23 protein-coding genes and 1 pseudogene are annotated in these 24,344 nt (G+C 67.0%); 15 read left to right on the top strand and 9 right to left on the bottom strand.

Annotation, left to right across the window (positions count from 1 at the left end; all coding sequences use genetic code 11):
* Window positions 1-1,327: pseudogene (locus tag B3547_RS20660) on the top strand (AAA family ATPase); the annotation flags it as partial.
* A gap of 164 nt (window positions 1,328-1,491) precedes the next feature.
* Here B3547_RS20660 and B3547_RS20655 read toward each other — a convergent pair.
* Window positions 1,492-2,010: an EF-hand domain-containing protein gene (locus B3547_RS20655; RefSeq protein WP_292966603.1), complete on the bottom strand. Its 519-nt coding sequence runs from the start codon at window positions 2,008-2,010 to the stop codon at window positions 1,492-1,494.
* A 194-nt stretch (window positions 2,011-2,204) separates the two neighbouring features.
* On the opposite strand from B3547_RS20655, the gene B3547_RS20650 reads away from it, so the two are divergent.
* The 5 genes from B3547_RS20650 (at window position 2,205) to B3547_RS20630 (ending at window position 6,945) form a co-directional block, all read left to right on the top strand.
* A complete protein-coding gene (locus B3547_RS20650) occupies window positions 2,205-3,209 on the top strand; it encodes a ligase-associated DNA damage response exonuclease (RefSeq protein WP_292966600.1) in 1,005 nt (334 codons plus the stop codon).
* A 15-nt stretch (window positions 3,210-3,224) separates the two neighbouring features.
* Window positions 3,225-4,889, top strand: a complete 1,665-nt coding sequence (locus tag B3547_RS20645; RefSeq protein ID WP_292966597.1) for a cisplatin damage response ATP-dependent DNA ligase — start codon at window positions 3,225-3,227, stop codon at window positions 4,887-4,889.
* A gap of 109 nt (window positions 4,890-4,998) precedes the next feature.
* A complete protein-coding gene (locus B3547_RS20640; RefSeq protein ID WP_124809850.1) occupies window positions 4,999-5,415 on the top strand; it encodes a group II truncated hemoglobin in 417 nt (138 codons plus the stop codon).
* Between the two features lie 89 nt (window positions 5,416-5,504).
* Complete coding sequence (locus tag B3547_RS20635; protein ID WP_292966594.1) at window positions 5,505-6,281, top strand: hypothetical protein; 777 nt, start codon at window positions 5,505-5,507, stop codon at window positions 6,279-6,281.
* A gap of 25 nt (window positions 6,282-6,306) precedes the next feature.
* Window positions 6,307-6,945, top strand: a complete 639-nt coding sequence (locus tag B3547_RS20630; protein WP_292966591.1) for a YoaK family protein — start codon at window positions 6,307-6,309, stop codon at window positions 6,943-6,945.
* A 63-nt stretch (window positions 6,946-7,008) separates the two neighbouring features.
* Here the strand turns inward: B3547_RS20630 and B3547_RS20625 are convergent, their stop codons facing one another.
* Window positions 7,009-9,816 carry a TonB-dependent receptor plug domain-containing protein gene (locus tag B3547_RS20625; RefSeq protein ID WP_292966588.1) on the bottom strand — a complete coding sequence of 936 codons (2,808 nt, stop codon included), beginning with the start codon at window positions 9,814-9,816 and terminating at the stop codon, window positions 7,009-7,011.
* A gap of 184 nt (window positions 9,817-10,000) precedes the next feature.
* Here B3547_RS20625 and B3547_RS20620 point away from each other — a divergent pair, with 184 nt between their 5' ends.
* From B3547_RS20620 to B3547_RS20610, 3 genes are all read left to right on the top strand, one after another.
* Window positions 10,001-11,029, top strand: a complete 1,029-nt coding sequence (locus B3547_RS20620) for a cyanophycinase (protein WP_223806666.1) — start codon at window positions 10,001-10,003, stop codon at window positions 11,027-11,029.
* 32 nt (window positions 11,030-11,061) lie between these two features.
* Entirely contained in the window at window positions 11,062-11,520 is a 459-nt protein-coding gene (locus B3547_RS20615; protein ID WP_124809846.1) for an Lrp/AsnC family transcriptional regulator, read from the top strand.
* Window positions 11,521-11,626: 106 nt separating this feature from the next.
* Window positions 11,627-12,526, top strand: a complete 900-nt coding sequence (locus tag B3547_RS20610) for a DUF481 domain-containing protein (RefSeq protein WP_125954222.1) — start codon at window positions 11,627-11,629, stop codon at window positions 12,524-12,526.
* Window positions 12,527-12,541: 15 nt separating this feature from the next.
* On the opposite strand, the gene B3547_RS20605 is transcribed toward B3547_RS20610, so the two are convergent.
* The 6 genes from B3547_RS20605 to B3547_RS20580 form a co-directional block, all read right to left on the bottom strand.
* A complete protein-coding gene (locus tag B3547_RS20605; protein ID WP_292966578.1) occupies window positions 12,542-12,823 on the bottom strand; it encodes a DUF167 domain-containing protein in 282 nt (93 codons plus the stop codon).
* Window positions 12,804-13,388, bottom strand: a complete 585-nt coding sequence (locus B3547_RS20600; RefSeq protein WP_292966575.1) for a gamma carbonic anhydrase family protein — start codon at window positions 13,386-13,388, stop codon at window positions 12,804-12,806. Before B3547_RS20600 ends, B3547_RS20605 begins: the two co-directional genes overlap by 20 nt.
* Window positions 13,389-13,393: 5 nt before the next feature.
* Entirely contained in the window at window positions 13,394-15,589 is a 2,196-nt protein-coding gene (locus B3547_RS20595; RefSeq protein ID WP_292966572.1) for a spermidine synthase, read from the bottom strand.
* 63 nt (window positions 15,590-15,652) lie between these two features.
* Window positions 15,653-16,210: a GNAT family N-acetyltransferase gene (locus tag B3547_RS20590; RefSeq protein WP_292966569.1), complete on the bottom strand. Its 558-nt coding sequence runs from the start codon at window positions 16,208-16,210 to the stop codon at window positions 15,653-15,655.
* Window positions 16,203-17,195 (bottom strand): porphobilinogen synthase, encoded by a 993-nt coding sequence (hemB, locus tag B3547_RS20585; protein WP_124809839.1) that lies wholly within the window; start codon window positions 17,193-17,195, stop codon window positions 16,203-16,205. The genes B3547_RS20590 and hemB overlap by 8 nt, the downstream gene beginning before the upstream one ends.
* 84 nt (window positions 17,196-17,279) lie before the next feature.
* The gene (locus tag B3547_RS20580) at window positions 17,280-18,683 is read right to left on the bottom strand and encodes a M23 family metallopeptidase (RefSeq protein ID WP_292966566.1); all 1,404 of its coding nucleotides are present in this window, start codon (window positions 18,681-18,683) and stop codon (window positions 17,280-17,282) included.
* A gap of 231 nt (window positions 18,684-18,914) precedes the next feature.
* Here B3547_RS20580 and B3547_RS20575 point away from each other — a divergent pair, with 231 nt between their 5' ends.
* The 6 genes from B3547_RS20575 to B3547_RS20550 all read left to right on the top strand — a co-directional run bounded on the left by B3547_RS20575 (window position 18,915) and on the right by B3547_RS20550 (window position 23,861).
* The gene (locus tag B3547_RS20575) at window positions 18,915-21,452 is read left to right on the top strand and encodes a helicase-related protein (protein ID WP_292966563.1); all 2,538 of its coding nucleotides are present in this window, start codon (window positions 18,915-18,917) and stop codon (window positions 21,450-21,452) included.
* A gap of 12 nt (window positions 21,453-21,464) precedes the next feature.
* Entirely contained in the window at window positions 21,465-21,779 is a 315-nt protein-coding gene (locus B3547_RS20570) for an RNA-binding S4 domain-containing protein (RefSeq protein WP_292966560.1), read from the top strand.
* Window positions 21,776-22,114, top strand: coding sequence for a ferredoxin FdxA (fdxA, locus tag B3547_RS20565; RefSeq protein WP_292966557.1), 339 nt, complete (start codon window positions 21,776-21,778; stop codon window positions 22,112-22,114). Before B3547_RS20570 ends, fdxA begins: the two co-directional genes overlap by 4 nt.
* A gap of 63 nt (window positions 22,115-22,177) precedes the next feature.
* The gene (locus B3547_RS20560; RefSeq protein ID WP_292966554.1) at window positions 22,178-22,381 is read left to right on the top strand and encodes a hypothetical protein; all 204 of its coding nucleotides are present in this window, start codon (window positions 22,178-22,180) and stop codon (window positions 22,379-22,381) included.
* 74 nt (window positions 22,382-22,455) lie between these two features.
* A complete protein-coding gene (locus B3547_RS20555; protein WP_292966551.1) occupies window positions 22,456-22,989 on the top strand; it encodes a CarD family transcriptional regulator in 534 nt (177 codons plus the stop codon).
* A 134-nt stretch (window positions 22,990-23,123) separates the two neighbouring features.
* Window positions 23,124-23,861: a head GIN domain-containing protein gene (locus tag B3547_RS20550; protein WP_292966548.1), complete on the top strand. Its 738-nt coding sequence runs from the start codon at window positions 23,124-23,126 to the stop codon at window positions 23,859-23,861.
* Window positions 23,862-23,864: 3 nt separating this feature from the next.
* Here the strand turns inward: B3547_RS20550 and B3547_RS20545 are convergent.
* Window positions 23,865-24,344: L-threonylcarbamoyladenylate synthase (locus B3547_RS20545; protein WP_292966545.1), on the bottom strand; the 480-nt coding region annotated here is incomplete at its 5' end.

The following is a 24,344-nucleotide window of genomic DNA, read 5'->3' as shown; positions in this document are numbered from 1 at the left end:
TACAAGGAGTTCCGCAACCACTTCGAAAAGGACCGCGCGCTGCTGCGCCGGTTCCAGAAGATCGACGTGAACGAACCCTCGGTGGAAGACACGATCAAGATCCTCAAGGGCCTGCGCACGGCCTTCGAGGATCACCACAAGGTCAAGTACACGGCCGACGCGATCAAGACCGCGGTGGAGCTTTCGGCCCGCTACATCAACGACCGCAAGCTGCCCGACAAGGCGATCGACGTGATCGACGAAGTGGGCGCGATGCAGATGCTGGTGCCGCCGAGCAAGCGCAAGAAGACGATCACCGCGCGCGAGATCGAGGCCGTGATCGCCACGATGGCGCGCATCCCGCCCAAGTCGGTTTCGAGCGATGACAAGAAGGTGCTCGAACACCTCGAACGCGATCTCAAGCGGCTCGTGTTCGGGCAGGACAAGGCGATCGAGGTGCTGTCGAGCGCGATGAAGCTCAGCCGCGCCGGCCTGCGCGATCCCGACAAGCCGATCGGCTCGTTCCTGTTCAGCGGCCCCACCGGCGTCGGCAAGACCGAAGTGGCGCGCAGCCTGGCCCAGATCATGGGCATCCCGCTGCAGCGCTTCGACATGTCCGAATACATGGAGCGCCATTCGGTCAGCCGGCTGATCGGCGCGCCTCCGGGCTATGTCGGCTTCGACCAGGGCGGNNGACGAGATCGAGAAGGCGCACCCCGACCTGTTCAACATCCTGCTGCAGGTGATGGACAACGGCCGCCTGACCGATCATCACGGCAAGACCGTGGATTTCCGCAACGTGGTGCTGATCATGACCACCAACGCGGGCGCGTCGGACATGGCCAAGCAGGGCATCGGCTTCGGCGACGTGTCCAAGGCCGACGCGGGCGACGAGGCGGTGAAGAACCTCTTCACCCCCGAATTCCGCAACCGCCTCGATGCGATCGTGCCCTTCGCCTACCTGCCGGCCGAAGTCGTCAGCCGGGTGGTGGACAAGTTCATCCTCCAGCTCGAACTGCAGCTGGCGGAACAGAACGTCCACATCCAGTTCGACAACGACGCCCGCGCCTGGCTGGCGAAGAAGGGCTACGACCGGCTCTATGGCGCGCGGCCTATGGCCCGGCTCATCCAGGAACGGGTCAAGAAGCCGCTGGCCGAGGAACTGCTGTTCGGCAAGCTGGCCAACGGCGGCGAGGTCCACGTCAGCCTGAAGGACGAAGCCGGCACCGACGGCGCGCTGTCCTTCGAACTGACCCCGGCCGCGCCGAAGCTGGTCAAGAAGAAGGAACGCAAGGGCGGCAAATCGGCGGGCACCGCGCCCGAACCGAGCGCCGACGAAGCCGAATAAGGCGGGCCAAAGCCTCGATGAAACAGAATGGGCGCGTCCTGCGGGGCGCGCCCATTCTTGTTGGCGAAAGCCCGCCCCGCTGCAACTATCGCCGCCTCCGGCGGCGCAAGTCTCGCTCCCCTCCCGCAAGCAGGAGGGGTCGGGGGTGGGAACGCCTTCGATACTCAGGGAATCGCCGAAGGCTCCGGCGGCGCGGGATGGGGCGCGGTCCATTCGGCGCGAACGATGAAGCCATCGTCGTTGGCGTCGATCCGGTCAAACCGCGCATTGTTGAACGCCATCCATTCGCCCAGCGTCAGCTTGCCGTCCTGATCGGCATCGGCGAGCGCGAGGATGCGCTTCGGGTCCAGTCCGTCCAGATCGCCCAGCACGCCGCGCGCCGCCTCCAGTTCCTGCAGCGTCACGGTGCCATCGTGCTCCATGTCGATCATCTCGAACAGCGATTGCGCCGCCCGCGCATATTCGGCGGACGAGATCCGGCCATCGTGGTTGGCGTCGAGCGTGGCGAAATCGGACAGCGGGTGGACCGTGGGCGGCACCGCCGTCACCGCTGGGGCGGGGGCAGCCACAACCGGCGCGGTGGTGCGCGTATCCTGTTCCTCGGGTCCCGTTTCCTTGTGCTCGCACCCGGCCAGCGCGATCAGCCCCGCCAGCAACGCGATCCTGGCAATGGTGCGAGTCATCGTCGGGGCTCCTCGGGTTCGGCCGGACAAGGACGGCCAGACCGGGGTGGCCAGACCGGGGGGGATGGACGGCGCGCACCCTAGCGGACGAGTCTGAACGGGTCCTGTCCGGGACCTGCATGGCCCCGCATCGGCCGGCGCTGCCCGAACAGGCGGCTGGCCCGAATCGCCCGCACGCGCCATGACGTGCATCAATGGCCGAAGATTTTTCCTGGATCCGCCCGGAGCCGGCCGGGCTGCGGATCGTTCCGGCCGACGTCTGGATCGATCCCGCGCGTGCCGTGGGAACCGCGCTGGTCACGCATGGCCATGCCGATCACGCGCGGGGCGGGCATGGCCGCACCATCGCCACGCCCGAAACACTGGCGATCATGGCGCTGCGTTATGGCGTGGCGGAGGGCGCTTTCCCCGCGCCGCTGCACGCGCCGATCACCCTGCCCGGCGGCGTGACCGCCACGTTCGTGCCGGCGGGCCACGTCCTTGGCTCGGCGCAGATCCTGCTCGAACATGCCGGCGAACGCGTGGTGGTGACCGGCGATTACAAGCGCCGGCCCGATCCGACCTGCCCGCCTTTCGCGGTCACGCCCTGCGACCTGTTCATCACCGAGGCGACCTTCGGCCTGCCGGTGTTCCGCCATCCGCCGATCGGCCAGGAAATCGCCCGGCTGCTGGCCGCGCGCGCCGCGCAGCCCGATCGCTGCGTGCTGGTGGGCGCCTATGCCCTGGGCAAGGCGCAGCGGGTGATCGCGGAACTGCGCGCGGCGGGCTTTCACGATCCGCTCTGGCTGCACGGCGCGATGGAGCGGATGTGCCGCCTGTACGAGGAACAGGGCGTGCCGCTGGGCGATCTGCGGCTGGTGTCCGATGCGCCCAAGGGCGCGCTGGCCGGCGCGATCGTGCTCTGCCCGCCCTCGGCGCTGAACGACCGCTGGAGCCGGCGCCTGCCCGATCCGCTGACCGCCATGGCATCGGGCTGGATGCGCGTGCGCCAGCGCGCCCGCCAGCGCAACGTGGAACTGCCGCTGATCATTTCCGACCATGCCGACTGGGACGAACTTACCGCCACGATCGCGCAGGTGAACCCGGCCGAAACCTGGATCACCCACGGCCGCGAGGAAGCGCTGTTGCGCTGGTGCGAACTGCACCAGCGCAAGGCCCGCGCGCTGGCGCTGGTGGGGTACGAGGACGAGGATGACTGAGAAGGGCACATCCTAGTGGAGCGCTTCGCCGCCCTGCTCGACGCGCTGGTGTTCACCCGGTCGCGCAACGCCAAGCTGGCGCTGATCGCGCGCTACCTGCGCGAAACGCCCGATCCCGATCGCGGCTGGGCGCTGGCCGCGCTGACCGACGGCCTGGATTTCCCCGCGGTCAAGGCCGGCACGATCCGCGCGCTGATGGCGGAGCGCGTCGATCCCGTGCTGTGGACGCTGTCGCGCGATTACGTGGGCGATACCGCGGAAGCCGCCAGCCTGCTGTGGCCTGCCCCCGATCATTCTGGCCCCGATCATTCTGGCCCCGATCATTCTGGCCCCGATCATGACGTCATGCCCGCGCCCGGCGTCTCGGAAGCTGTTGAAATCCTGCGGGCAACCAGCCGCTCCACCGCGCCGGCCGCGCTGGCCGGCCTGCTCGACCGCCTTGACGCCAACGGCCGCTACGCCCTGCTCAAGCTGGCCACCGGTGCGATGCGGATCGGCATTTCCGCCCGGCTCGCCAAGGTCGCCTTCGCCGAGGCCTTCGGCGTGCCGGTCGATCTGGTGGAGGAATACTGGCACGGGCAGGAACCGCCCTACCGCCCGCTCTTCGCCTGGGCGGCGGACGGCGCGCCACCGCCGCGCACCGACGACCGGCCGCTGTTCCGCCCGTTCATGCTGGCGCATCCGCTGGAGGACGGGGTCGCCATCGACCTTGAAAGCTTCGCCGCCGAATGGAAGTGGGACGGCATCCGCGTGCAGATCGTCCATGCCGCCACCGACCAGGGTGGCGAGACGCGCGTCTATTCGCGCGGCGGTGACGACATTTCCGCCACCTTTCCCGAAGTGGCCGGCGCGCTGGGTGAACCGGCGGTGCTGGACGGCGAACTGCTGGTGCGCGGCGCGCACCAGGGCGGCGAGACCGGCGGCGCGGCCAGCTTCAACGCCCTGCAGCAACGGCTGGGACGCAAGACCGTGTCGAAGCGGATGCTGGAGGATTTCCCCGCCTTCGTCCGGCTGTACGACGCGCTGGTGATCGGCGGCGAGGATTTGCGCGACCTGCCCTGGACGGACCGCCGCGCCCGGCTGGAAGCGTTCCTGCCCCGGCTCGATCCGGCGCGCTTCGACATTTCCACGCTGATCGCGGTCCGCGACTTTGCGGAACTTGCCGATGTGCGCGCCCGCGCACGCGAGGACGCGATCGAGGGCGTCATGCTCAAGCGGCGTGATTCACCCTATGTCGCGGGGCGGCGCACGGGGCTGTGGTACAAGTGGAAGCGCGATCCGCTGCGGATCGATTGCGTGCTGATGTATGCCCAGCGCGGTTCGGGCAAACGCTCCTCGTTCTATTCGGACTTCACGTTCGGCTGCTGGGACGGCGATCCCGACGCGGGGGCCGATCTGCTGCCGGTGGGCAAGGCCTATTTCGGCTTCACCGATGCCGAGCTGAAATGGCTCGACAGCCACGTCCGCCAGCACACGGTCAACCGTTTCGGCCCGGTACGCGAAACCGACCGGTCGCTGGTGCTGGAAGTGGCGTTCGATTCCGTCCACGCTTCCAAGCGCCACAAGTCGGGCGTCGCCATGCGCTTCCCGCGCATCAGCCGCATCCGCGCCGACAAGCCCGCGCACGAGGCCGACCGGCTGGACACGCTGAAGGCAATGATCGTGGACCCGGTGCGGTAGAGACGTTTCCCGCGCGAAATTGACCGGAATCAAACCGCCTTGCCTGCCGTGCTGGTAGCGACAAGGCTCCAGGATTTTGAACCTACACCCCTGTCCGGAGTTTCACGCCTTGGCCACCGCCGTCGAACAGCCGCAGGAACATTCCCAACCCGCCACGCCGTTCGAACGGATCGGCGGCCATGCCGTGCTGCGCCGGATCACCGACCGGTTCTACGATCTGATGGAGCAGGACCCCGCCTATGCCGAACTGCGCGCGATGCACGCGGCGGACCTGGCGCCGATGCGCGAATCGCTGCCCGGGTTCCTTGCCGGGTGGGCGGGAGGCCCGCGCGACTGGTTCGAGGCCCACCCCGGCAAGTGCATGATGTCGATGCACGCGCCCTTCCCGATCGACCGGCAAACGGCGGGCCAGTGGGCGGAGGCGATGCGCCGCGCCGTGGAGGACGCAGCGCCGCAGGACACCGAAATCGCCGAGGCCTTTATCGGCGTGCTGACGCGCATGGCGATGGGCATGGCGCGCGCCTGAACGCCTTTCCCGGCCTATACCCACGTCTGCTTGCCTCGTGAGGGGACGCGCGCTTATGAGGCGCGTGGGACCCTGACGAAAGCTACGCCATGCCGTTCCGGTCTATCCTGAAGTACGTTCTCGTTCTCGCGCCCGCGCTGCTGCTGCCGGCCACGCCTGCCTTTGCCACGCCCGAGGAAATCCAGGTCTACATGGACGAGATGAACCGGCCCGGCGCGGTGGGGCTGGACGTTCACGTCAACGACGTGGTGCGCGGCAACGGCACGCCCGATTATCCCGGCGCGGAAACCCCGCTGCACCGCTGGCGCATCACGCCCGAATTCTCGCTGGGCCTGACCGACCAGTTCGAGCTGGGCGCCTATCTGCCGCTGGCCACCGTGGCGCCCGATGGCGTGGCGCGCGTGCAGGGGGTGAAGCTGCGTCTCAAGTGGCTCGCGCCGCACGGGCCGACCGGGGCCTTCTGGGGCGCGAATCTGGAAGTGGGGAAAGTCGGCCACCGGCTCGACCAGAATCCCTGGAACGGCGAATTGAAGCTGATCGGCGGCTGGCGCAACGATCACTGGGTGCTGGCCGCCAACGGCAACTTCGATTTCGTGATCGCGGGGCCGAACCCCGGCCCGATCACGCTCGATATCGACACCAAGGCCGGATACCGCCTGACCCCCACGCTTACCGTGGGCGTGGAAAGCTACAACGAGGTCGGCCCGCTGCGCGATCCCGGCCACTTCGGGAACACCGAGCATTCCACTTATGCCGCCGTGGATGCACAGATCGGCAAATGGGACCTCAACGCCGCCGTGGGCAAGGGATATGGCGCCAATGCCGACAGCGTGATCGTGAAGTTCATTATCGGCGTACCGATCTAGGCCATTATCGCCTAACGTTCCGAGCATGATCCGCTACGACCGTTCCCGCCGCCGTTTCGCCATCGCGCTGGCCGCGATGGCGGGGTTCGTCGATGCCGTGGGCTTTCTGTCGGCCGACGGCTATTTCGTCTCCTTCATGTCGGGCAACACCACGCGGCTCGGCGTCGATCTCGGCACCGACGTGGTGCGCGCGGTCACGCCCGCGTTCCTGATCGCCGGCTTCGTGGCCGGCGTGACCGGCGGCGCGCTGCTGTCGATCCGCGCGGGGCGCTACCGCAAGCCCGCCGTGCTGACGCTCGTCGCCGCGCTGCTGCTCGCCGGCGCCACGGCGCGCGCGCTGGGCGTGCCCGTGGCGATGCTGGCCGCGCTGGTGATGGCGATGGGCGCGATCAACAACACCTTCCAGCGCGATGGCGAAGTGGCGATCGGGCTTACCTACATGACTGGCGCGCTGGTCAAGCTGGGGCAGGGGCTGGCCGGATGGCTGGCCGGCCGCAAGGATACGGGCTGGCTCTCCTGGGCGGCGCTGTGGGGCGGCCTGCTGAGCGGCGCGGTGCTGGGCGCGATGGCGCAGGACCGGATGCCGATGGCCTGCCTGTGGATCGCGGGTTGCTGGGCCACCGCGATGGTCGGCGTGGCGCTGCGATTGCCGGCGGAAAGCTGACGCGAAAACGCCGCGCGAACCGAAGTCCGCGCGGCGTCACCGGGATGGATGTCGTCAGAGCAATTAGAGACCGCCGCCGCCGATCTTCCAGGTGAGCTGGAGAAAGGCGCTGCGGCCGGTGCTGTCGAACCAGCTGATGTCGTAATAGGGATAGCTGGCGTAAGTCGGATCGCGAACCGGGTTCGTATCGAACAGGTTCACCACGCTCAGCGACCCGCGCAGGTGATCGGTGAAATCATACTGCAGCGTGGTGTTGAACAGGTAGCTCGCCTTGATGAAGGCGTCCTGATCGTAATTGGGCAGCTTGCCCAGGCGGCGCCCTTCGACCGTCCACTTCAGCTTCTGGATCGACCAGGTCAGGCTCGCCGTGCTCTTGTCGCGCGGAATGTCGTAGCCGCTGTCGAAGGCCAGCTTGTTGATCGTGGGATCGCCCGGATACTGGCGGAACGTGTGATCGAACACATGGGTATGCGCCAGCGACAGCGAGAAGGTGCCGAAGCTGGTCGGCAGGTTGCCGTGGACGGCCACGTCGATGCCGGTGGTCTTCTCGTGCGCGATGTTGATCGGGTTGACCGCCACCGCGTCGAGTTCGCCGGCACGCACGCCGCTGGTGAAGCGCTGCACGCGCGCGATCGCATCGAGGCAGGTCGGCGAATTGACGTCGACCGCCTTGCCCGATGTCGTCTGTCCGATGCGGCAATCCGCCTCGTCGCGCAGCAACTGGTCGGTGCTGAGGTCCTGAACCTGGTTGGCCATCGAGACGCGGAAATAGCTGACCGAGACATCGAACCGGCGCGAAGGCGCCCAGACGATGCCCAGATCCAGCGACTTGCTGGTTTCCGGCTTGAGCCGCCGGTTACCGTTGCGCTGCACGACGATACCCTCATCCGAATAGGTGCAATCCCTGAGATCCTCACCCGGCTCCTCAGCGCGGCAGAGATAGTAGTCCGTGGCGGTCGGATGGGTATTGCCCGGCCCCGTAAAAACGTAGTGCAGGTCGGGCGCGCGGAAGCCCGTGCCATAGGAAGCGCGCAGCAGCAGCGAGCGCATCGGCCGCAGTTCGGCGCCGGCGTTATAGGTGAACTTGCCGATGCCGCTGCCCGCGAAGGCGAAGTGATCGTAGCGGCCCGCGCCCGACAGTTCGAGGAAGTGGGTGACCGGCACACGCACTTCGCCGCCCAGCGCCCAGTGCGTGCGGCTACCCTTCCCGTCGCTGTCCTTGAGCGCATAATAATAGTCGGTCAGCGCCAGCGGATCGGGCTTCAGGTCATACCCCTGCTTGCCCGCCTCGGCCACGGCGGCGAAGCCCACTGGCCCCGCCGGCAACTGGAACAGGTCGGTGGTGTTGACCGTCGCCGAGAAATTGTTGGTCCAGCTTTTCGGATGATAGACGCTGTAGGCCGTGATGCTGTCGTATTCGGACTGCGTCAGCGGCGTGTAGAGCCGCGCCGGATCGGCGTTGAAGATGGGATAGCCGCTATCCTCGTCGATGCCCTGTTGCTGACCCAGGAACAGCGCGTTGGCCTTCGCCGCGATCACCTGCGGAAATTCGACGCGCGCCTTGTATTCGCTATGGTTGAACGCGGCTTCGTAGGTCCACTTGCCGAACTTGCCCTTGATGCCCGGCGTGATGCTGAAGGTCTGCTGGCGGTTGCGCGTCTCGACCCGGTTCAGGCCGCCCGATTCCTCGGGCGTGAACTGGCGCGTCCAGTCGTCCAGCCGGTTGTCGAAGCTGTTGTAGAACGTGGTGTCGTTGCTGCCTGAATTGGGCTGGAAAGACCACCTTAATAAGTCACGCACCAGTGACACCTTGCTGATGCCGAACTGGGCGTCGACGAACAGCTCGGCATTGTCCGACAGCTCGTAACCGGCCGAGGCATAGCTGTTGAACCCTTCGCGCCGCGAAATGATCGTGCCGTAGGCAACCGAGGCGTTGCTGCCGCAATAGTAGCCGGGGCCGTAATCTCCGAGCGCATCGTCATAGGCGCCATAGCGCGGCCGCGATGCGTAAAAGGTCGAACCCTGGTTGAGATAGCCCAGTGACGCACATGTCGAAGCGCCCGGATCGACATATTCGTCCGCGTCCGGATCGTAGCGCAGGAACGTGCGGCTCGCGATCCTCGTGGCCGGAACCGGTGAATCCTGTCGGCTGTCCTGAATGCCGCGCTGATATTGCCACAGCGGGCGCTGCAGCAGGTATTCGATGCCACCAACGATATGGAACCGCCCGCTCGACCAGCCGCCGCTGGCGGTGAAGCGGTGCGAATCACCGCCACCATGCTCGGTCACGCCGCGCCGGTAATCGAGCGTCAGGCCATCGACTTTCTTCTTGAGCGTGAAGTTGATGACGCCCGCGATCGCATCCGATCCATAGATCGCCGAAGCACTGCCGCTGAGCACTTCGATCCGGTCGATCATGCTGACCGGGATGTTGGAGACGTCGGTGAAGTTGCTGCGACCGTTATAGGGCAGCGGGAAATCAGCGATGCGGCGGCCGTTGACCAGCACCAGCGTGTGATTCGGGCCAAGCCCGCGCAAGTCCACCTGTTGCGCGCCGGGGGTGAAGCTGGCGCCGCTGAGCGATTGCTGACTCTGCGTTTCGCCGCCGTTCTGCGTCAGCGCGCGCAGGATGTCCGGCACGCTGGCATAGCCGTTGGCGCGGATCGTATTCGAATCGACCACGGTGATCGGCGCCGGGCCTTCGATGTCCAGCCGCGGGATGCGCGATCCGGTGACGGTGATCTCCGGCGCGGCATCGTCCGTGCCTTCACCGCCCGCCGCCGTCTGTCCAAAGGCCGGCCCGGCGAGAACGGTGAGCGAGCATCCCAACCCCAGCAGGTTGCGGAATACGCGGCGTCCAGTCTGTTTCATGCGTCACCCCTTCAATGCGCAACGGCATAAACTTCCGGTGCCCCCGCACCTGCCGTTCGATACGTTCCGAACAGAATTGAAAAGAAATGGCAATCACATTGCCTTTCTGGCACATCATATTGTCAGCCATTGCGACCAAAATGTAACAAGAATGCCCCAGTTCGGTTGTTTTCAGGAGTTTCCGGTGCGTCTATCCTTCCTGTCGCGAATGTTCGCGCTCGCGCTGTCGAGCCTGTCCCTGGCCGTCATCGCGCCTTCCGCCCCGGCGCTGGCGAAGGCGCAGGGCTACCGCCACTACCAGATCGGCACGCTCACCAGCGCCACGCCCGATCCGGTGTCCGGCGGGCTGCTGCTGATGGGCGGGGGCGACCGCAACCACGACGCGATGCACTGGTTCTTCGCCAAGGCCGGGCACGGGCACATCGTGATCCTGCGTGCCTCGCAGGCCGGGCAGGTCGGCAAGGAATTCTACAAGGATATCGGCGGCATCCAGTCGGCCGAGACGTTCGTCTTCACGGATCGGGCGGCCTCCAGCGATCCCCGGGTGCTTGCCGCGCTGAAGCGGGCGGACGGCATCTTCATCGCGGGCGGCGATCAGTCCAACTACGTGCGCTACTGGCGCGGGACGCCCGTGGGCGAGCTGCTCGACGCGCATGTCGCCGCGGGCAAGCCGCTGGCCGGCACCAGCGCCGGCCTCGCCATGCTGGGCGAGAAGCTCTACGGCGCGATGGACGGCGGCAGCATCACCAGCCCCGAGGCGATGGCCGATCCGTTCGGCCCCGCCAACACCATCGAAAGCGATTTCCTGCACCTGTCGCTGCTGAAAGGCGTGGTCACCGATACCCATTTCAAGGAGCGCGACCGGCTTGGGCGGCTGTTCGCCTTCCTGGCCAAAGCGCAGGCGGATCGCCCTGCCGACGCGCCGGCGATGATCGGCGTCGGCGTCGACGAAAGCGCCTCGCTGGCGGTGGAGCCCGACGGCACCGCGCGCATCTATGCCACCGCGCCCGATGGCGGCGCCTGGCTGGTCGATGGATCGACGCTGCGCGGCCTGCCCCGGCAAGGCCCGCTCAACGCGCCACGCATCCGCGTGACGGGCATCGATCACCAGTCTGTGCTGCACCTGCCGGCGGGCACGGTTGACCGCCCCTCGTTCATCCGGAATTATGCCGTTGCCGACGGGAAGATCACGGGCGAAACTGCGGCGCCCTGATAGCCCGGCAGCGGTGGAGGACCATTTCGGCCATGTCGCTGACCTTGCCCGGCCATTCCCTTTCGCTCGATGACATCGACGAGCGGCTGCTGGCGCTGCTGCGCGAGGATGCCCGCCAGAGCATCGCGCATCTGGCCAAGGCGCTGGGCATCTCGCGCGGGCAGATCTATTCGCGGCTGTCGCGGCTGGAGGATGCCGGGATCGTGGCGGGCTATACCGTGCGGCTCGGCGCGGCCTTCGTCGGCCGGCGCGTGCGCGCGCACATCATGATCAAGACGATGCCCCGCTTCCACCGCGAGGTGGAACAGGCGCTGGGCCGGCTGGCGAGCGTGCAGGCGATCCACGCCATCAGCGGCGAATACGACGTGATCGCCATGCTGGAGACCGAGGACAACGCCCAGCTCAACGAACTGATCGACGATATCGGCCTGCTCGAAGGCGTGGAGCGCACGACCACATCGGTGATCCTGGCGACCAAGCTGGAACGATGATCGTGCGCGGCGGAAAGACGGCTGCCGGGCCGGAAGCGGGGTTGGTCGGGCCGCGATCCTTCTGTATCACGACCACCAGCCTGCCCTGCATTCCCGAGGTGTTCCGATGACGCGCGTACCGTTTCTTCCGTTGGCGGGCATCCTGGCCCTGACGGCAGGCACGGCCCACGCGCAGCTGGCGCCGCAATACCGCGCGCTGCTGGACAAGACGATCGAATCGGGCAGCGATGCCGAGATCGATACCATCGCCAAGTTCCTGAAAAAGACCGATCCGGCCGGCGCGGGCGAGGTGGAGGCGGCGGTGGATGCCCACCGCGCGCGCACGGCCGAAGCGCAGAAGGAACGGCTGGCGCAGATGGCGATGTTCCAGGGTTGGAAGGGCGAAGGCCAGTTCGGCGCCTCGCAATCCTCCGGCAATGCCGAGACGGTGGGCATCAGCGCCGGGCTGGCGCTGAAGCGGGAAGGCCTGCACTGGCGGCTGGGCCTGCGCAGCCAGGTCGATTACCAGCGCACCAACGGGCAGACCAGCCGCAACCAGCTGTTGCTGGCGTTCGAGCCCGACTACCGCTTCAACGACCGCCTGTTCCTGTTCGGCCTGACCCAGTACGAGCGCGACCGGTTCGCCGGCTTTTCCACGCGCACCGCCGTTTCGGGGGGCATCGGCTATCGCCTGATCGCGGATTCCGGTTTCACCGTGGACGTGAAGGCCGGCCCGGCCTGGCGCAAGACCCGCTATATCAGCCAGCCGCTCGAAAGCGTCGTCACCGGGCTGGGCGCGGTCAACGCCAAATGGAAGCTTTCGCGCGCGGTCTCGCTGACCGAGGACGCCAGCGCGTTGACCGGCGCGCAGAATACCAACGTCACCTCGCTCACCTCGCTCAGCGCCCGGCTGAACGGCGCCCTTTCCGCGCGCACGTCCTATCAGGTGACTTACAACAGCAATCCGCCCGATACCTACAAGACGCTGGACACGATTACCCGCTTCACGCTGGTTTACGGCTTCTGAGCGCGGGCGGCCGGATCAATCCGGAATACGCAGCAGCTTCTCGCGCGAAGTTGCGCCGCGCAACAGCTCAACTTTGGAAGCGGCGACGCCCAGCGCCGCCGCGACCAGATCGATCACCGCGCCCGTCGCCTTGCCGTCCTCCGGCTTGGCGCGCACTTTCACCAGCACGCGCCCGTCCGCGATCTCGATCCCTTCGCTCTTCGCGCCGGGCGTGACGCGCACCGCCAGCCGCCGTTCGGCATCGGTCAGCGCGCGCAAGGCCGCCGACGGCGGCAAGTCAACCTTCGGCCGCGCCATCGAGCGCCGCCTTGTGGCGCTGGCCGTTGCGGACATAGTGCGCCACGCCCAGCTGCATCTCCGCCAGCGCCGCTTCGGTCAGATCGCGCATGAACGCGGCGGGGCGGCCGCCCCAGAGCTGGCGCGCGCCGATGCGCTTGCCCGGCGTGAGCATGGCGCCGGCGGCGAGCATCCCATCGCTTTCGACGTGCGCGCCGTTCATCACGATCGCGCCCAGCCCCACGAAGGCGCGGTCTTCCAGCACGCAGCCGTGGATCATCGCCATGTGGCCCACCAGCACGTCTTCGCCGATGATCGTCGGAAAGCCGGCGGGATGGCGCGGATCGGGACTGTCGCAGTGGATCACGGTGCCGTCCTGGATATTGCTGCGCGCGCCGATACGGATGGCGTTCACATCGCCGCGCAGCACGCAATTGTACCAGATCGACGCTTCCGGCCCGATCTCGACATCGCCGATGATCCGGCACCCGGGCGCGACGAAGGCGGTTTCGTGGATGCGTGGCACCTTCCCGTCGAGCGGAAGGATCGTCGCATCGGGGTAGCGCGCGCGCGGATCGGCAGTCATTTCCATCACACTCCCAGCAGATTGTCCCAGCGGATATGCGGCAGGATCGAGGCATAGTCATCCTGCCACGGTTCGTCGCCCGGCGGCGCGTGCAGCGGCGTCCACGGCAGGTCCGGCCGGCACACGGCCAGCCGCTCCAGCCGCGCGCGATCGGGCGCAAGCGCCACCCAGTACGATGGGGTGAAGCCGTCGCTATGCCGGCCGCTGTCATCGCGCAACCATGCCGTCCAGCCCTGCGCGCGGGCGATACCGGCCACGACGGGCCGCAGATCGAGATAGCGGTTGGAAATATGCAGGATCAGCACGCCATCGGGCGCGAGCACGCGGCCATAGACCGCCAGCGCCTCGCGCGTGAGCAGGTGGAGCGGGATCGAATCCGACGAGAACGCGTCCACCACCAGCACGTCGAAGCTGCCCGGCGGCATCTTCGCCAGTTCCAGCCGGGCATCGCCGATCCGGATCGCGGCATTGGGCGCGCAGGAATCGAGGAAGGTGAAGCGGTGCTGCGGCCGCGACAGCGCCACCACCGCCGGATCGATCTCGAAGAAGGTCCAGCGCTGCCCCGGCCGCTTGTAGCAGGCGAGCGTCGCCGTCCCCAGGCCGACCACGCCCACGCGCGCATGATCGCCGGCGGCGGTAAGCGCCAATGCGACGCCCGAGGTTGGCCCGTAGTACGACGTCGGGCGCAGCCGGCGCGCGGCGTCGGTATATTGCGTGCCGTGCAGCGTGGTGCCGTGGGTGAGATAGCGTTCGTGCCGGCGCGCGCTTTCGGTGATCGTGTAGATGCCGAAATAGCTGCGCGTGCGGTTGCCCGACAGGCTGCGGTCGAGCGTTTCCTCGGCTCCGCGCCCCAGCATCATCGCCAGCAGCACCAGCACGAAAGCCCAGCGCCGCGCGAACACGATCACCCCGCAGGCGGCGATCGCCAGCGCGGCCATCAGCACCAGCAGGGCATCGCGCCGGGGATCGAGGCCGCTCATCGACCAGCCCAGCGCGAAGGCCACGATCACCACCACCAGCACCCCGCCCTGCCGCACGCGCGGCGGAATGTCCTCAATGCCGGACCAGTCGAGCAGCGTCACCCGGGGCAGCAGCGCGGCGGCGGCCAACACCAGCAGCGGATGCTCCCACACCCAATCGAACACCAGCGGCGCGATCAGCGCGCAGAACACGCCGCCCAGCGCGCCGCCCGCGCTCATGACCAGATAGAAGAAGGTCAGGCGTTCCGGCGCGGGGCGCAGCGCATAGAGCCGGGTGTGGAGCGCGACCGCCACCACGAACAGCAGCGCCACGGCCGCGCCGGCCTGCGCCATGGTGCCCGAAGAGCGCGAGCTGACCGCCATCCCGCCCGCCAGCACCACCACCAGCGGTGCGGCGCGCAGGATCGCGCCCGCCAGCGCGCGGTTCTCCGCGAAGGCGATGCTGAAGCTCAGCAGGTACAGCCCCAGCGGGATCACCCACAGCAGCGGCATCGCGAAAATGTCGGTGGTGAGGAAGGTGGTGGTCGAGAGCATCAGCCCCGAAGGCACGGCGGCCAGCGCCAGCCACAGCGCCACGCGCCCCGCTGGCACCGAATCGCCCACCAGTACGGCCACGCCCGGTGCACCGGCCGCGCCCCGTCGCACGGCGGCGCAAGCCGCGACCAGCGCGATCAGCAGCAGGTAGCCCGCGCTCCAGCCCCAGCCCTGCGCCTTCAGCGGCAGCAGCGGCTCCACCAGCAGCGGATAGCAGATCAACCCGGCGAAGCTGCCGAGATTGGACGCGGCGTAGAGCGCGTAAGGGTTGCCGGCGGCGGGATCGGCGGCGAACCAGCGCTGCATCAGCGGCGCCTGCGCGGACACGAGGAAGAACACCGGTCCGATCGAGACCGCGAACAGGGCGGGCACCCACAGCGGCTCCCACCCCCGCGCGGGCGGCGGCAGATCGGCCAGCCGCACCGGCAGCGTCATCGCGGCCAGCGCCAGCAGCGCGAGGTGGATCGCGGCCTGCCGGCGGATCGGGAACCGCCCCAACCAGTGGGCATAGGCATAGCCGCCCAGCAGCAGCGCCTGATAGACCAGCATCGCGCTGTTCCACACGTTCGGCGCGCCGCCCAGGCGCGGCAACGCGGCGCGCGCCACCATCGGCTGCACCAGGAACAGCAGGAAGCTGCCGACCAGAATGGTGATGACGAAGCGCGTCCGGCTGGCTCGATCCGTCATGGTCCCTCCCGCACGATCAGGGGCGCTGGATGCGGTAGAGAACGTGACGGCGCAAGGGGGCGATCACGCGCGGCCCGCCTGCCACTGCGCGCGCGTGATCGCATAAACGATGATTCGCCCGCTCACCGGATCGAAATCGGCATTGGCGAAATCCAGGTCGGCGCGGCGCTCCATGCCCAGCCGGCGCATCAGGCCCCAGCTTGCGGCATTGCCGTCGACCGTCAGGGCAACGATATGCGGCGCGCCGAAATGCGCGAACCCGGCTGTCATGGCAGCCTCGGCCGCTTCACGCGCAAAGCCCTGCCCCCAGGCGTCCTCGCGCAGGCGCCAGCCGATTTCAAAGTCCCCCAGCGGCCCGCCCGCCTGGTTGCACTTCTTCAACCCGCAAAACCCCAGGATGGCGCGGTCAGCCTTGCGCTCCACCGCCCAGAACGTGTGGCCGTGCGTGCGCGCGTAACCTTCCAGCCGCTCCCGCGCCCCATCCTCGGCCGCCTGATCCATCACGCCGCCCAGCCAGCGCATGACCGCTGGCGTGTTGGTTCCCGCGAAGAACGGCGGCCAGTCTTCCCCGCGCCAGTCGCGCAGGACAAGCCGGGGCGTTTCGATCCGGAATTCAGCCATTCAGCAGCCGCGCGGCATGAGCGGCGTGGTAGGTCAGCACGCCCGAACAGCCCGCGCGCTTGAAGGACAGCAAGGTTTCCAGCACCATGGCGTCACGGTCCGCCGCGCCGGCCGCCACCGCCGCCTCGATCATCGCGTATTCGCCCGAGACCTGGTAGGCGAAGACCGGCACGCCGAAGGCTTCCTTCACGCGCACGGCGATATCGAGATAGGGCAGACCCGGCTTGACCATCACCGTGTCCGCACCCTCGGCCAGATCCATCTCCACCTCGCGCAGCGCTTCCTCGGCGTTGCCGGGGTCCATCTGGTAGGTCTTCTTGTCGCCCTTGAGCAGACCGCGCGATCCGACCGCGTCGCGGAACGGGCCATAGAAGGCCGAGGCATATTTGGCGGCGTAGGACATGATCTGCACGTTGATGTGCCCGGCATCCTCCAGCGCCTGCCGGATCGCGCCGATGCGCCCGTCCATCATGTCGGACGGGGCGATGATGTCCGCCCCGGCCGCCGCCTGGTTCAGGCTCTGCCCCACCAGCACCTCGACCGTGGCGTCGTTGAGGACATAACCCTCGCCGTCGATCAGCCCGTCCTGCCCGTGGCTGGTATAGGGATCGAGCGCGACATCGGTGAGCACGCCGATCGCATCGCCGCAGGCATCCTTGATCGCGCGCGTGGCGCGGCACATCAGGTTGTCGGGATTGAGCGCCTCGCCCCCGTCCGCGCTGCGGCGTTCGGGCTGGGTGTAGGGAAACAGCGCCAGGCAGGGAATGCCCAGCGCCACCGCTTCCTTCGCCCGCGCGACAATGCCGTCCACCGACCAGCGCGAAACGCCGGGCAGCGCGCCGATCGGGTCTTCCACGCCCGTGCCTTCGGCCACGAACAGCGGCCAGATCAGGTCGGCCGGCGTCACGAGCACTTCACGGTGCAACGCGCGGCTCCAGGCGGTGGCGCGGGTGCGGCGCAGGCGGGTCAGGGGATAGCTAGTCATGCCAGCCTTCCTAGGACTTTCGCGCGCCGGTGCAATGGGTAGCGACAGGCCGGGACGAATTGCCCTACCCGCTCCCCACCGGCTCTAGCGGGCGCGGGAGAGACCCGGCTTCAGCGCCAGAACCTGCCGCAGCCGGGCCTTGTAGGCGGCGAGCTGGCCGGCATCGACCGCCTGGCGACGGACCACGAAGCGGATCGACATCGGATCGACCGTCTGGCCGTTGCGATAGAGTTCGTAGTGCAGGTGCGGTCCGGTCGAAAGGCCGCTGGAGCCGACATAGCCGATCACCTGCCCCGCCCGCACGCGCATCCCGCTTTGCACGGCATAGCGGCTGAGATGGCCATAGCCGGTGCCCACGCCCCCGCCATGTTCCATGCGGATATAATTGCCATGCCCGCCATGCGGCGCGGCATAGGTGACCACACCGGAGGCCACGGCATAGACCGGCGAACCCCAAGCCGCCGCCAGATCGGTGCCCGCATGCATCCGCGCGCGGCCCAGGATCGGGTGAAAGCGTAAACCAAAGCTGGAGGTGATGCGCGCGCCCGCCACCGGCATGATCAGCGACTGGCTGGCGCGGTTGGCGTCCATATCGGCGGCGTCGAAAAACTGGCCATCAGGGCCCCAGCGCAACAGTTGCGTGCGCGGTTTGCCGCCGGATTCGATACCGGCATAAAGCAATTGCCCCACCTCGCTCTGCCCGCCAGCTGCTCGCTTATAGGCCACGATCATATCGAACGTGTCGCCCTGATGCACCTCGTCGAGGCTGAGATGGGCGTCAATGGCTTGCAGAAACTGCTGGATCGCCTTCATCGGAGCGCCCGCCGCGCGCGCGGCGCGATAGATACTGCCGCCCGCCACGCCGCGAATGCGCAAAGGCGTGGCGTCCACCGGCAAGGCATGGCGGGTGAGCGCAAAGCCATCGCCCGAACGCACCAGCGCCAGATCGAGATCGAAGCGGGCGCGGAAGGCAAGCTTTTCGAGCGGACGGGGCTGGTTGGCCTGATGCTGGCCCAAGGTCAGATCGAAGCGCGTGCCCTCGGCAATGTCGGACAGCGGCAGGGCGCTGGCAATCGCGGCGCGGGCACGGGCGCTATCCCCCGCCCCGACACCGGCGCGCGCCAGCATGCGCTCGAGCGTATCGCCCTCGGCCAGCGTTGCCACCAGATCAAGCCTCGGGCGTTCGGGCGCGGCGGCGGCGGGCTGCACCAGCCGCGTTGGCCCCATGCGCATCCCCATATCCCCGCCCAGCGCAAGCGGGGCGATGGTCTGGCTGCGATAGATCTCGCGCGACGTGGCATCGAGAGTCAGCGCCCGCATGCGATGCGCGTGATAAGGTGTGGGCGCCAGCGAGAGCGCCAGCGCGCCCAGCCCCGTCATCACCCCCAAACCGCGCCACCAGTCGGGCGAGCCGATATGCTCGGCCAGATCCATCGAGAAGGTGAAGCCCCGCGCCGCCTGTCGCAACGGGAGCACAGCCGAGTCCAACCGCGCGCGCAGCCGCGTTGCCGGCGCGTTGCCGGCAAGAGCTATGCCCAAAGCGGGGATGGGCGCCAGACTGGCCAAAGCGGAACTTTCGCTGGTGAAACCTGCGTAAGACTCCTGAAGGAAGAGGGTTAATCTTTGCCTAAGAATGACGCGCACAAAGGGGCGGGAGCGGGGGAAAGGTGATGCTTGCCCCTTGTCGGCACGCACAGCCTTTGCCACATTCTCTCTGCGATGGCCCTACCCTCTCCCCCGCGCCGGCCCCCGCGCCAGATCGCCCGCCAGCATGACGGGCGCATCAAGGCGGTTCTCGGCCCGACCAACACCGGCAAGACGCATCTGGCGATCGAGCGGCTTTGCGGCCATTCCTCGGGCGCCATCGGCTTTCCCCTGCGCCTGCTGGCGCGCGAGGTGTACGAGAAAGTCTGCGCGATCAAGGGCCGCGACAATGTGGCGCTGATCACCGGCGAGGAGCGGATCGAGCCGAAAAACGCGCGCTGGTTGCTGTGCACGGTGGAAGCCATGCCCACCAACGCCGATCTGGCCTTTGTCGCCATCGACGAGGCGCAATTGTGTGGCGACCGTGAGCGCGGCCATATTTTCACCGACCGCCTGCTGCATGCCCGCGGGCGCGAGGAAACCATGATCCTTGGCTCCAGCATCATGGAACCGATGGTAAGAGCGCTGGTGCCCGAGGCCGAGATCGTCAGCCGCCCGCGTTTTTCGACGCTGAGCCATTCGGGCGCGAAAAAACTCTCCCGCGTGCCACCGCGCAGCGCCATTGTCGCCTTTTCCGCCGAGCAGGTTTACGCCGTGGCCGAAATGCTGCGCCGGTTTCGCGGCGGGGCTGCGGTGGTGATGGGCGCGCTCAGCCCCGAAACGCGCAACCGGCAGGTCGAACTCTATCAGAATGGCGAGGTGGACTATCTGGTGGCCACCGATGCCATCGGCATGGGGCTGAACCTCGATATCACCCATGTCGCCTTTGCGGGCCTGTCGAAATATGACGGGCGGCGGCAGCGGCGTTTGCTGCCCACCGAAATGGCGCAGATCGCGGGGCGCGCCGGAAGGCACCAGCGCGACGGCACCTTTGGCACGCTGTCGGGAACAGGCGGCCATGATGCGGAATTCGATGACGAGGAAATCTACGCCATCGAGGAACACCGCTTTGCCCCGCTGACCAAGCTTTATTGGCGCGAATCCGATCTGTGTTTTGATTCCGTGCCACGGCTGATGGATTCGCTGGAGCGTCCGCCCGCCCATCCCGAATTGCTGGCCGCGCCCGAAGCCATCGATCTGGCAGTGCTGAAGCGCCTTGCCGACGATCCCGAAATTACCCCCGCCCTGCGCGGATCGGGCATGGTACGGCGCTTCTGGGATGTCTGCTCGCTTCCCGATTTCCGGCAACAGGGGGCCGACACCCATTCCCGCTTCGTCGCCCGCCTGTGGGAGGAATTGCGCCACGGCCCGCTGGCCAGCGACACCGCCCCGCGCGCCATCGCGCAACTGGACAACACGCAGGGCGATATCGATACCTTGCAAGGGCGCATCGCGGCGGTGCGGTCATGGAGCTACATCTGCCAGCGGCCCGACTGGGTGCTGGCGCGCGAGGATATGGCCGCCCGCGCCCGCGCGGTGGAACAGCGCCTGTCCGACGCGCTGCACCAACGGCTGACCGAACGTTTCGTCAACCGGCGCACCACCGTGCTGATGCGCAAGGTGGGCGCCGATGCCGGATTGCTGCGGGTGGCGCTGGAAGGCGATGATGTGCTGGTGGAAGGCGAGAAGATCGGGGAATTGAACGGCTTCACCTTCCGCGTCGATCCGAAAGCGCGGCATGAGGATGCGCGGCTGCTGACGGCGGCGGCGGACAGGCATCTGCCCGATCTGTTGGCGGGGCGCGCCGATCAGCTGGCGGTGGCGGGCGACGATGAACTGGCGCTGGAGGGCGCGGCGATTGTCTGGCGCGGTCAGGCCGTGGTGCGCATCGCCAAGGGGCGCAGCGCGCTCAATCCCGCATTACGCCCCGCCGCGGCGCTCGAACGCCTGTCGGCCGACAAGCACGTGGCAGTGATGGACCATCTTGAGGCATGGCTGGCCCGGCGGTGGAAGCCGCTGGCCGCGCTGGCACGGATCGAGCAGGCCAGCACCGAGCCCGAAAGCGGGGCCGATCTGCGCGCGCTGCTGATCCGTTTGGTGGAACACGGCGGCATGGTCGCGCGCGATGTTTCGGGGATCGACAAGCTCTCGCCACCCCAGCGCGAACGGTTGAAGCGTCTGGGCGTGAGGATCGGCGCGCTGGACATTTTCCACCCCGATATGGTGAAGGCCAAGGCGCTGAACCTTTGGCAACAGGCACGCGGCGGGGGCGGGACACTAGCCGATCCGATGGTGCCGGTGATCGCCCCCGAAGGCAAACCCACGCCGCTGGCCTATCGCCGCCTCGGCGCGCAGGCCTTGCGGATCGACCGTGCCGAGCTGCTGCTGCGCGAGGCGCATGGCGCACGCAAGGCGGCGGGGAAAAAGCCCTTTGTGCTGGACCCCGCCGCAGCGCTGCGAATCGGGCTGACGACGCGCTCTTATGCCCATCTGCTGCGTCTGGCGGGCTTCCGCGCGCTGGTGCCGCGCGATCTGCCCGAAGGGAGCTTCGGCCCGCCCGCTCCGCTGTTGTGGCGCTGGCAACCGCCGCGACGCGAGATGGAAAAACAGACCCAGGCCATCCCGCATGATCCCGACAGCCCCTTTGCGGCGCTGGCCGCGCTGGTGGTGTGAGAAAGGGCGGCCATGCGCATCGACAAGCTCTTGTGGTTCCTGCGCTTTGCCAAGACCCGTGGCGCGGCGCAAAGCTGGGTGGAGCAAGGCCATATCCGCCGCAATGGCCAAAGGGTGGAGCGTTGCTCGACAGTGGTGGCGGTGGGCGATGTGCTGGTGCTGCCGATGCATACGGGGGTGCGGGTGATTGCGGTTTTGGCGCTGCCCACACGACGCGGTCCGCCGCAAGAAGCACAAAGCTGTTATCAGGCGCTTGACGAGACGCGTCCTTCCCCACTAGCAGCGGTTCAGTTTAGTTCTGCAACGAAAGGGGTTTTGCAGCCATGACCTATGTCGTTACCGACGCCTGCATCCGCTGCAAATTCACGGATTGCGTCGAAGTGTGCCCGGTGGATTGCTTCTACGAGGGCGAGAATATGCTGGTTATCAACCCCAACGAGTGCATCGATTGCGGCGTTTGCGAACCGGAATGCCCGGCTGAAGCCATTCTGCCCGACACCGAAAGCGGTCTGGAGCAGTGGATGGAGCTGAACGCCAAATTCTCGGCCGAATGGCCCAACATCACCTCGAAGAAGGACGCGCCGGACGACGCCGACGAGATGAAGGGCGTGGAAGGCAAGTTCGAGAAGTACTTCTCGGAAGCGCCCGGCGAGGGCGATTGATCTGATTTGACGGGAATTTGCCGGCCAGGTCCGCGCGAATCATCCCGCATTTGCGAAAAAATCATGCCAGAGGCTGCAGAATCGCACTTTTACGCGGTTCTGGCCTCTGGTAATTTTGTTGCGGGCGTGGTATATAATATCCACGTCGCCGCGATCCCTGCCGCCCTCATCGGCATGGGCCGTCGTCGCCAAACCGGGTCGAACCCCCTGACCATGAAAGGCTTTGTCGCAGCACGGTGGATGTTTCGCATCATGCCGCAGGGATGATTTTACCCCTCACGGATGATGATGATTCCCGCCCTTGTCGCTTGCGGCATATTGGCCGAGTGAAAGGACGATAGATGACCGTTAAGGCTCACGCCTTCGATGTCGGAGATTACGTCGTTTACCCCAAGCACGGCGTTGGCCGCGTGATTGAACTGCTGGAGCAGGAAATCGCCGGCATGAAACTCGAACTTTATGTGCTGCGCTTTGAAAAAGAACGCATGACGCTGCGCGTACCCGTCAACAAGGTTGAATCCATCGGCATGCGCAAGCTGTCGAGCGACAAGACGCTGCGCGAGGCGCTCGACACGCTCAAGGGCAAGCCCAAGGTGAAGCGCACCATGTGGTCGCGCCGTGCGCAGGAATATGAAGCCAAGATCAATTCGGGCGACCTCGTGTCGATCGCCGAAGTGACCCGCGACCTGTTCCGCGCCGATGACCAGCCCGAACAGTCCTATTCCGAACGCCAGATCTTCGAGGCTGCCTCGAGCCGCCTCGCGCGCGAACTGGCCGCGATGGAAAAGACCGACGAACCGGCCGCGCTCAAGAAGATCCTCGCGATCCTCAACGAATATGCGCCGAAATATTACGACGCCGCCGCTACGGTCTAATGATCGCGGCGAACGCCGAATGCAAAAGGGTCGCCCAGCAACGGGCGGCCCTTTTTCGTTGGCGCGCAGGAAAGGGCTTCCCCTGGCCCCCTTGGTGTATTATATAACCAATACAGCATCAAGGGAGCCTGCCCATGGATTTCCGCAAATTCCTCTCGAGTTTCGCCCCGCTCACCGCCGTGGCGATGGCCGCGCTGGTGGCGGGCTGCGATCATGCCAATGTGACGATCGACGGCGAGAAGGGCAAACTGCTGTCCGAACTCGACCTCAGCGGCGCGCCACCGCATGGCGTGGTGCTGTTCGGGCCGGACAAGGTCGAGATCGCGCATGGCGACAAGCTGGCCATCACCGTGGATGGCGATCCCGTCGAGGCGGCCCATCTGCGCTACACGCTGAAAGATGGTACGCTGGGCATCCTGCGCGAAAAGGGCACGTGGACGAACAGCAAGCCGGTAACCGTCAAGGTCAGCATGCCTGCCCCCAGCGAGGTGACCATGACCGGCTCTGGCTCGATCCACGCCAGCGAATTGGCGCCCAAGGCGCAGGTGGTGATCGCCGGATCGGGCGATGTCGTAACCGGCGCGCTGGCGACCGAAAAGCTGGATGTGAATATCGCAGGCAGCGGCAATTTCCGCGCCGAGGGCAAGGCCGCCGCACTCGATCTCACCATCGCGGGCAGCGGCAGCGCCAATCTCGCTGGCTTGCGGACGGACACGGCCGATATTTCGATCGTCGGCTCGGGCGACGCGCGCTTTGCCTCGGATGGCAAGGTGAAGGCCAATGTCGCGGGCAGCGGGTCAGTCTATGTCAAAGGTCGCGCGCAATGCGAGATCAGCGCGGTCGGCTCGGGCAAGCTGGTCTGCGAACCCTGACCTTCAAACGGGTGCCGCCGCGCGGCGCAGGCGGTCGTTAATGGCCGCGCCGATGCCCTCATCGGGGATCGGCGCAATGGCCACTCTGGCTTGCGGCGCGGCGGCAGCGGCATGCAGCGCCGCATAGAGCCGCGCAGCCGCCTCCGCGAGGTCGCCTGAGGGTGACAGGGCATAGTCCCCCTCCTCACCTCCGAACGTGATCCAAAACTCGTCTGAGGCCTTCTGGCGGGCATTGAGGCGTACCGGCTTGCCCGGGGCATAATGGCTGGTCATCTGGCCGGGCGCCTCGATCTTGCCATCATCGGCCACACCGCCACCCTCGCCCAACACCGCCGCCAGATTCTCCTGCGTGATCGGACCGGGCCGCAGGATCTGCCAGCCCCCTTCCTCACGTAGCGCCACAATGGTCGACTCGATCCCCGCGCGGCATTCCCCGCCATCCACGATCAACCCCACCCGCGCGCCCAGCGAAGCCTCGACATG

The organism is Novosphingobium sp. UBA1939, assembly GCF_002336885.1.
Taxonomy (GTDB): Bacteria; Pseudomonadota; Alphaproteobacteria; order Sphingomonadales; family Sphingomonadaceae; genus Novosphingobium.
The sequence above is the reverse complement of the archived record's forward strand: the minus strand, read 5'-3'. Positions and strand labels throughout refer to the sequence as shown.

Excerpts from the sequence above, each read along its gene's own strand:
- B3547_RS20605 (WP_292966578.1), bottom strand. The coding sequence starts at position 12,823 with ATGGCGCGGCCGAAGGTTGACTTGCCGCCGTCGGCGGCCTTGCGCGCG.
- B3547_RS20555 (WP_292966551.1), top strand. The coding sequence starts at position 22,456 with ATGACCGTTAAGGCTCACGCCTTCGATGTCGGAGATTACGTCGTTTAC.
- B3547_RS20560 (WP_292966554.1), top strand. The coding sequence starts at position 22,178 with ATGCCAGAGGCTGCAGAATCGCACTTTTACGCGGTTCTGGCCTCTGGT.
- B3547_RS20630 (WP_292966591.1), top strand. The coding sequence starts at position 6,307 with ATGATCCGCTACGACCGTTCCCGCCGCCGTTTCGCCATCGCGCTGGCC.
- B3547_RS20570 (WP_292966560.1), top strand. The coding sequence starts at position 21,465 with ATGCGCATCGACAAGCTCTTGTGGTTCCTGCGCTTTGCCAAGACCCGT.
- B3547_RS20625 (WP_292966588.1), bottom strand. The coding sequence starts at position 9,816 with ATGAAACAGACTGGACGCCGCGTATTCCGCAACCTGCTGGGGTTGGGA.
- B3547_RS20610 (WP_125954222.1), top strand. The coding sequence starts at position 11,627 with ATGACGCGCGTACCGTTTCTTCCGTTGGCGGGCATCCTGGCCCTGACG.
- fdxA (WP_292966557.1), top strand. The coding sequence starts at position 21,776 with ATGACCTATGTCGTTACCGACGCCTGCATCCGCTGCAAATTCACGGAT.
- B3547_RS20635 (WP_292966594.1), top strand. The coding sequence starts at position 5,505 with ATGCCGTTCCGGTCTATCCTGAAGTACGTTCTCGTTCTCGCGCCCGCG.
- B3547_RS20575 (WP_292966563.1), top strand. The coding sequence starts at position 18,915 with ATGGCCCTACCCTCTCCCCCGCGCCGGCCCCCGCGCCAGATCGCCCGC.
- B3547_RS20590 (WP_292966569.1), bottom strand. The coding sequence starts at position 16,210 with ATGGCTGAATTCCGGATCGAAACGCCCCGGCTTGTCCTGCGCGACTGG.
- hemB (WP_124809839.1), bottom strand. The coding sequence starts at position 17,195 with ATGACTAGCTATCCCCTGACCCGCCTGCGCCGCACCCGCGCCACCGCC.
- B3547_RS20595 (WP_292966572.1), bottom strand. The coding sequence starts at position 15,589 with ATGACGGATCGAGCCAGCCGGACGCGCTTCGTCATCACCATTCTGGTC.
- B3547_RS20655 (WP_292966603.1), bottom strand. The coding sequence starts at position 2,010 with ATGACTCGCACCATTGCCAGGATCGCGTTGCTGGCGGGGCTGATCGCG.
- B3547_RS20650 (WP_292966600.1), top strand. The coding sequence starts at position 2,205 with ATGGCCGAAGATTTTTCCTGGATCCGCCCGGAGCCGGCCGGGCTGCGG.
- B3547_RS20550 (WP_292966548.1), top strand. The coding sequence starts at position 23,124 with ATGGATTTCCGCAAATTCCTCTCGAGTTTCGCCCCGCTCACCGCCGTG.
- B3547_RS20600 (WP_292966575.1), bottom strand. The coding sequence starts at position 13,388 with ATGACTGCCGATCCGCGCGCGCGCTACCCCGATGCGACGATCCTTCCG.
- B3547_RS20615 (WP_124809846.1), top strand. The coding sequence starts at position 11,062 with ATGTCGCTGACCTTGCCCGGCCATTCCCTTTCGCTCGATGACATCGAC.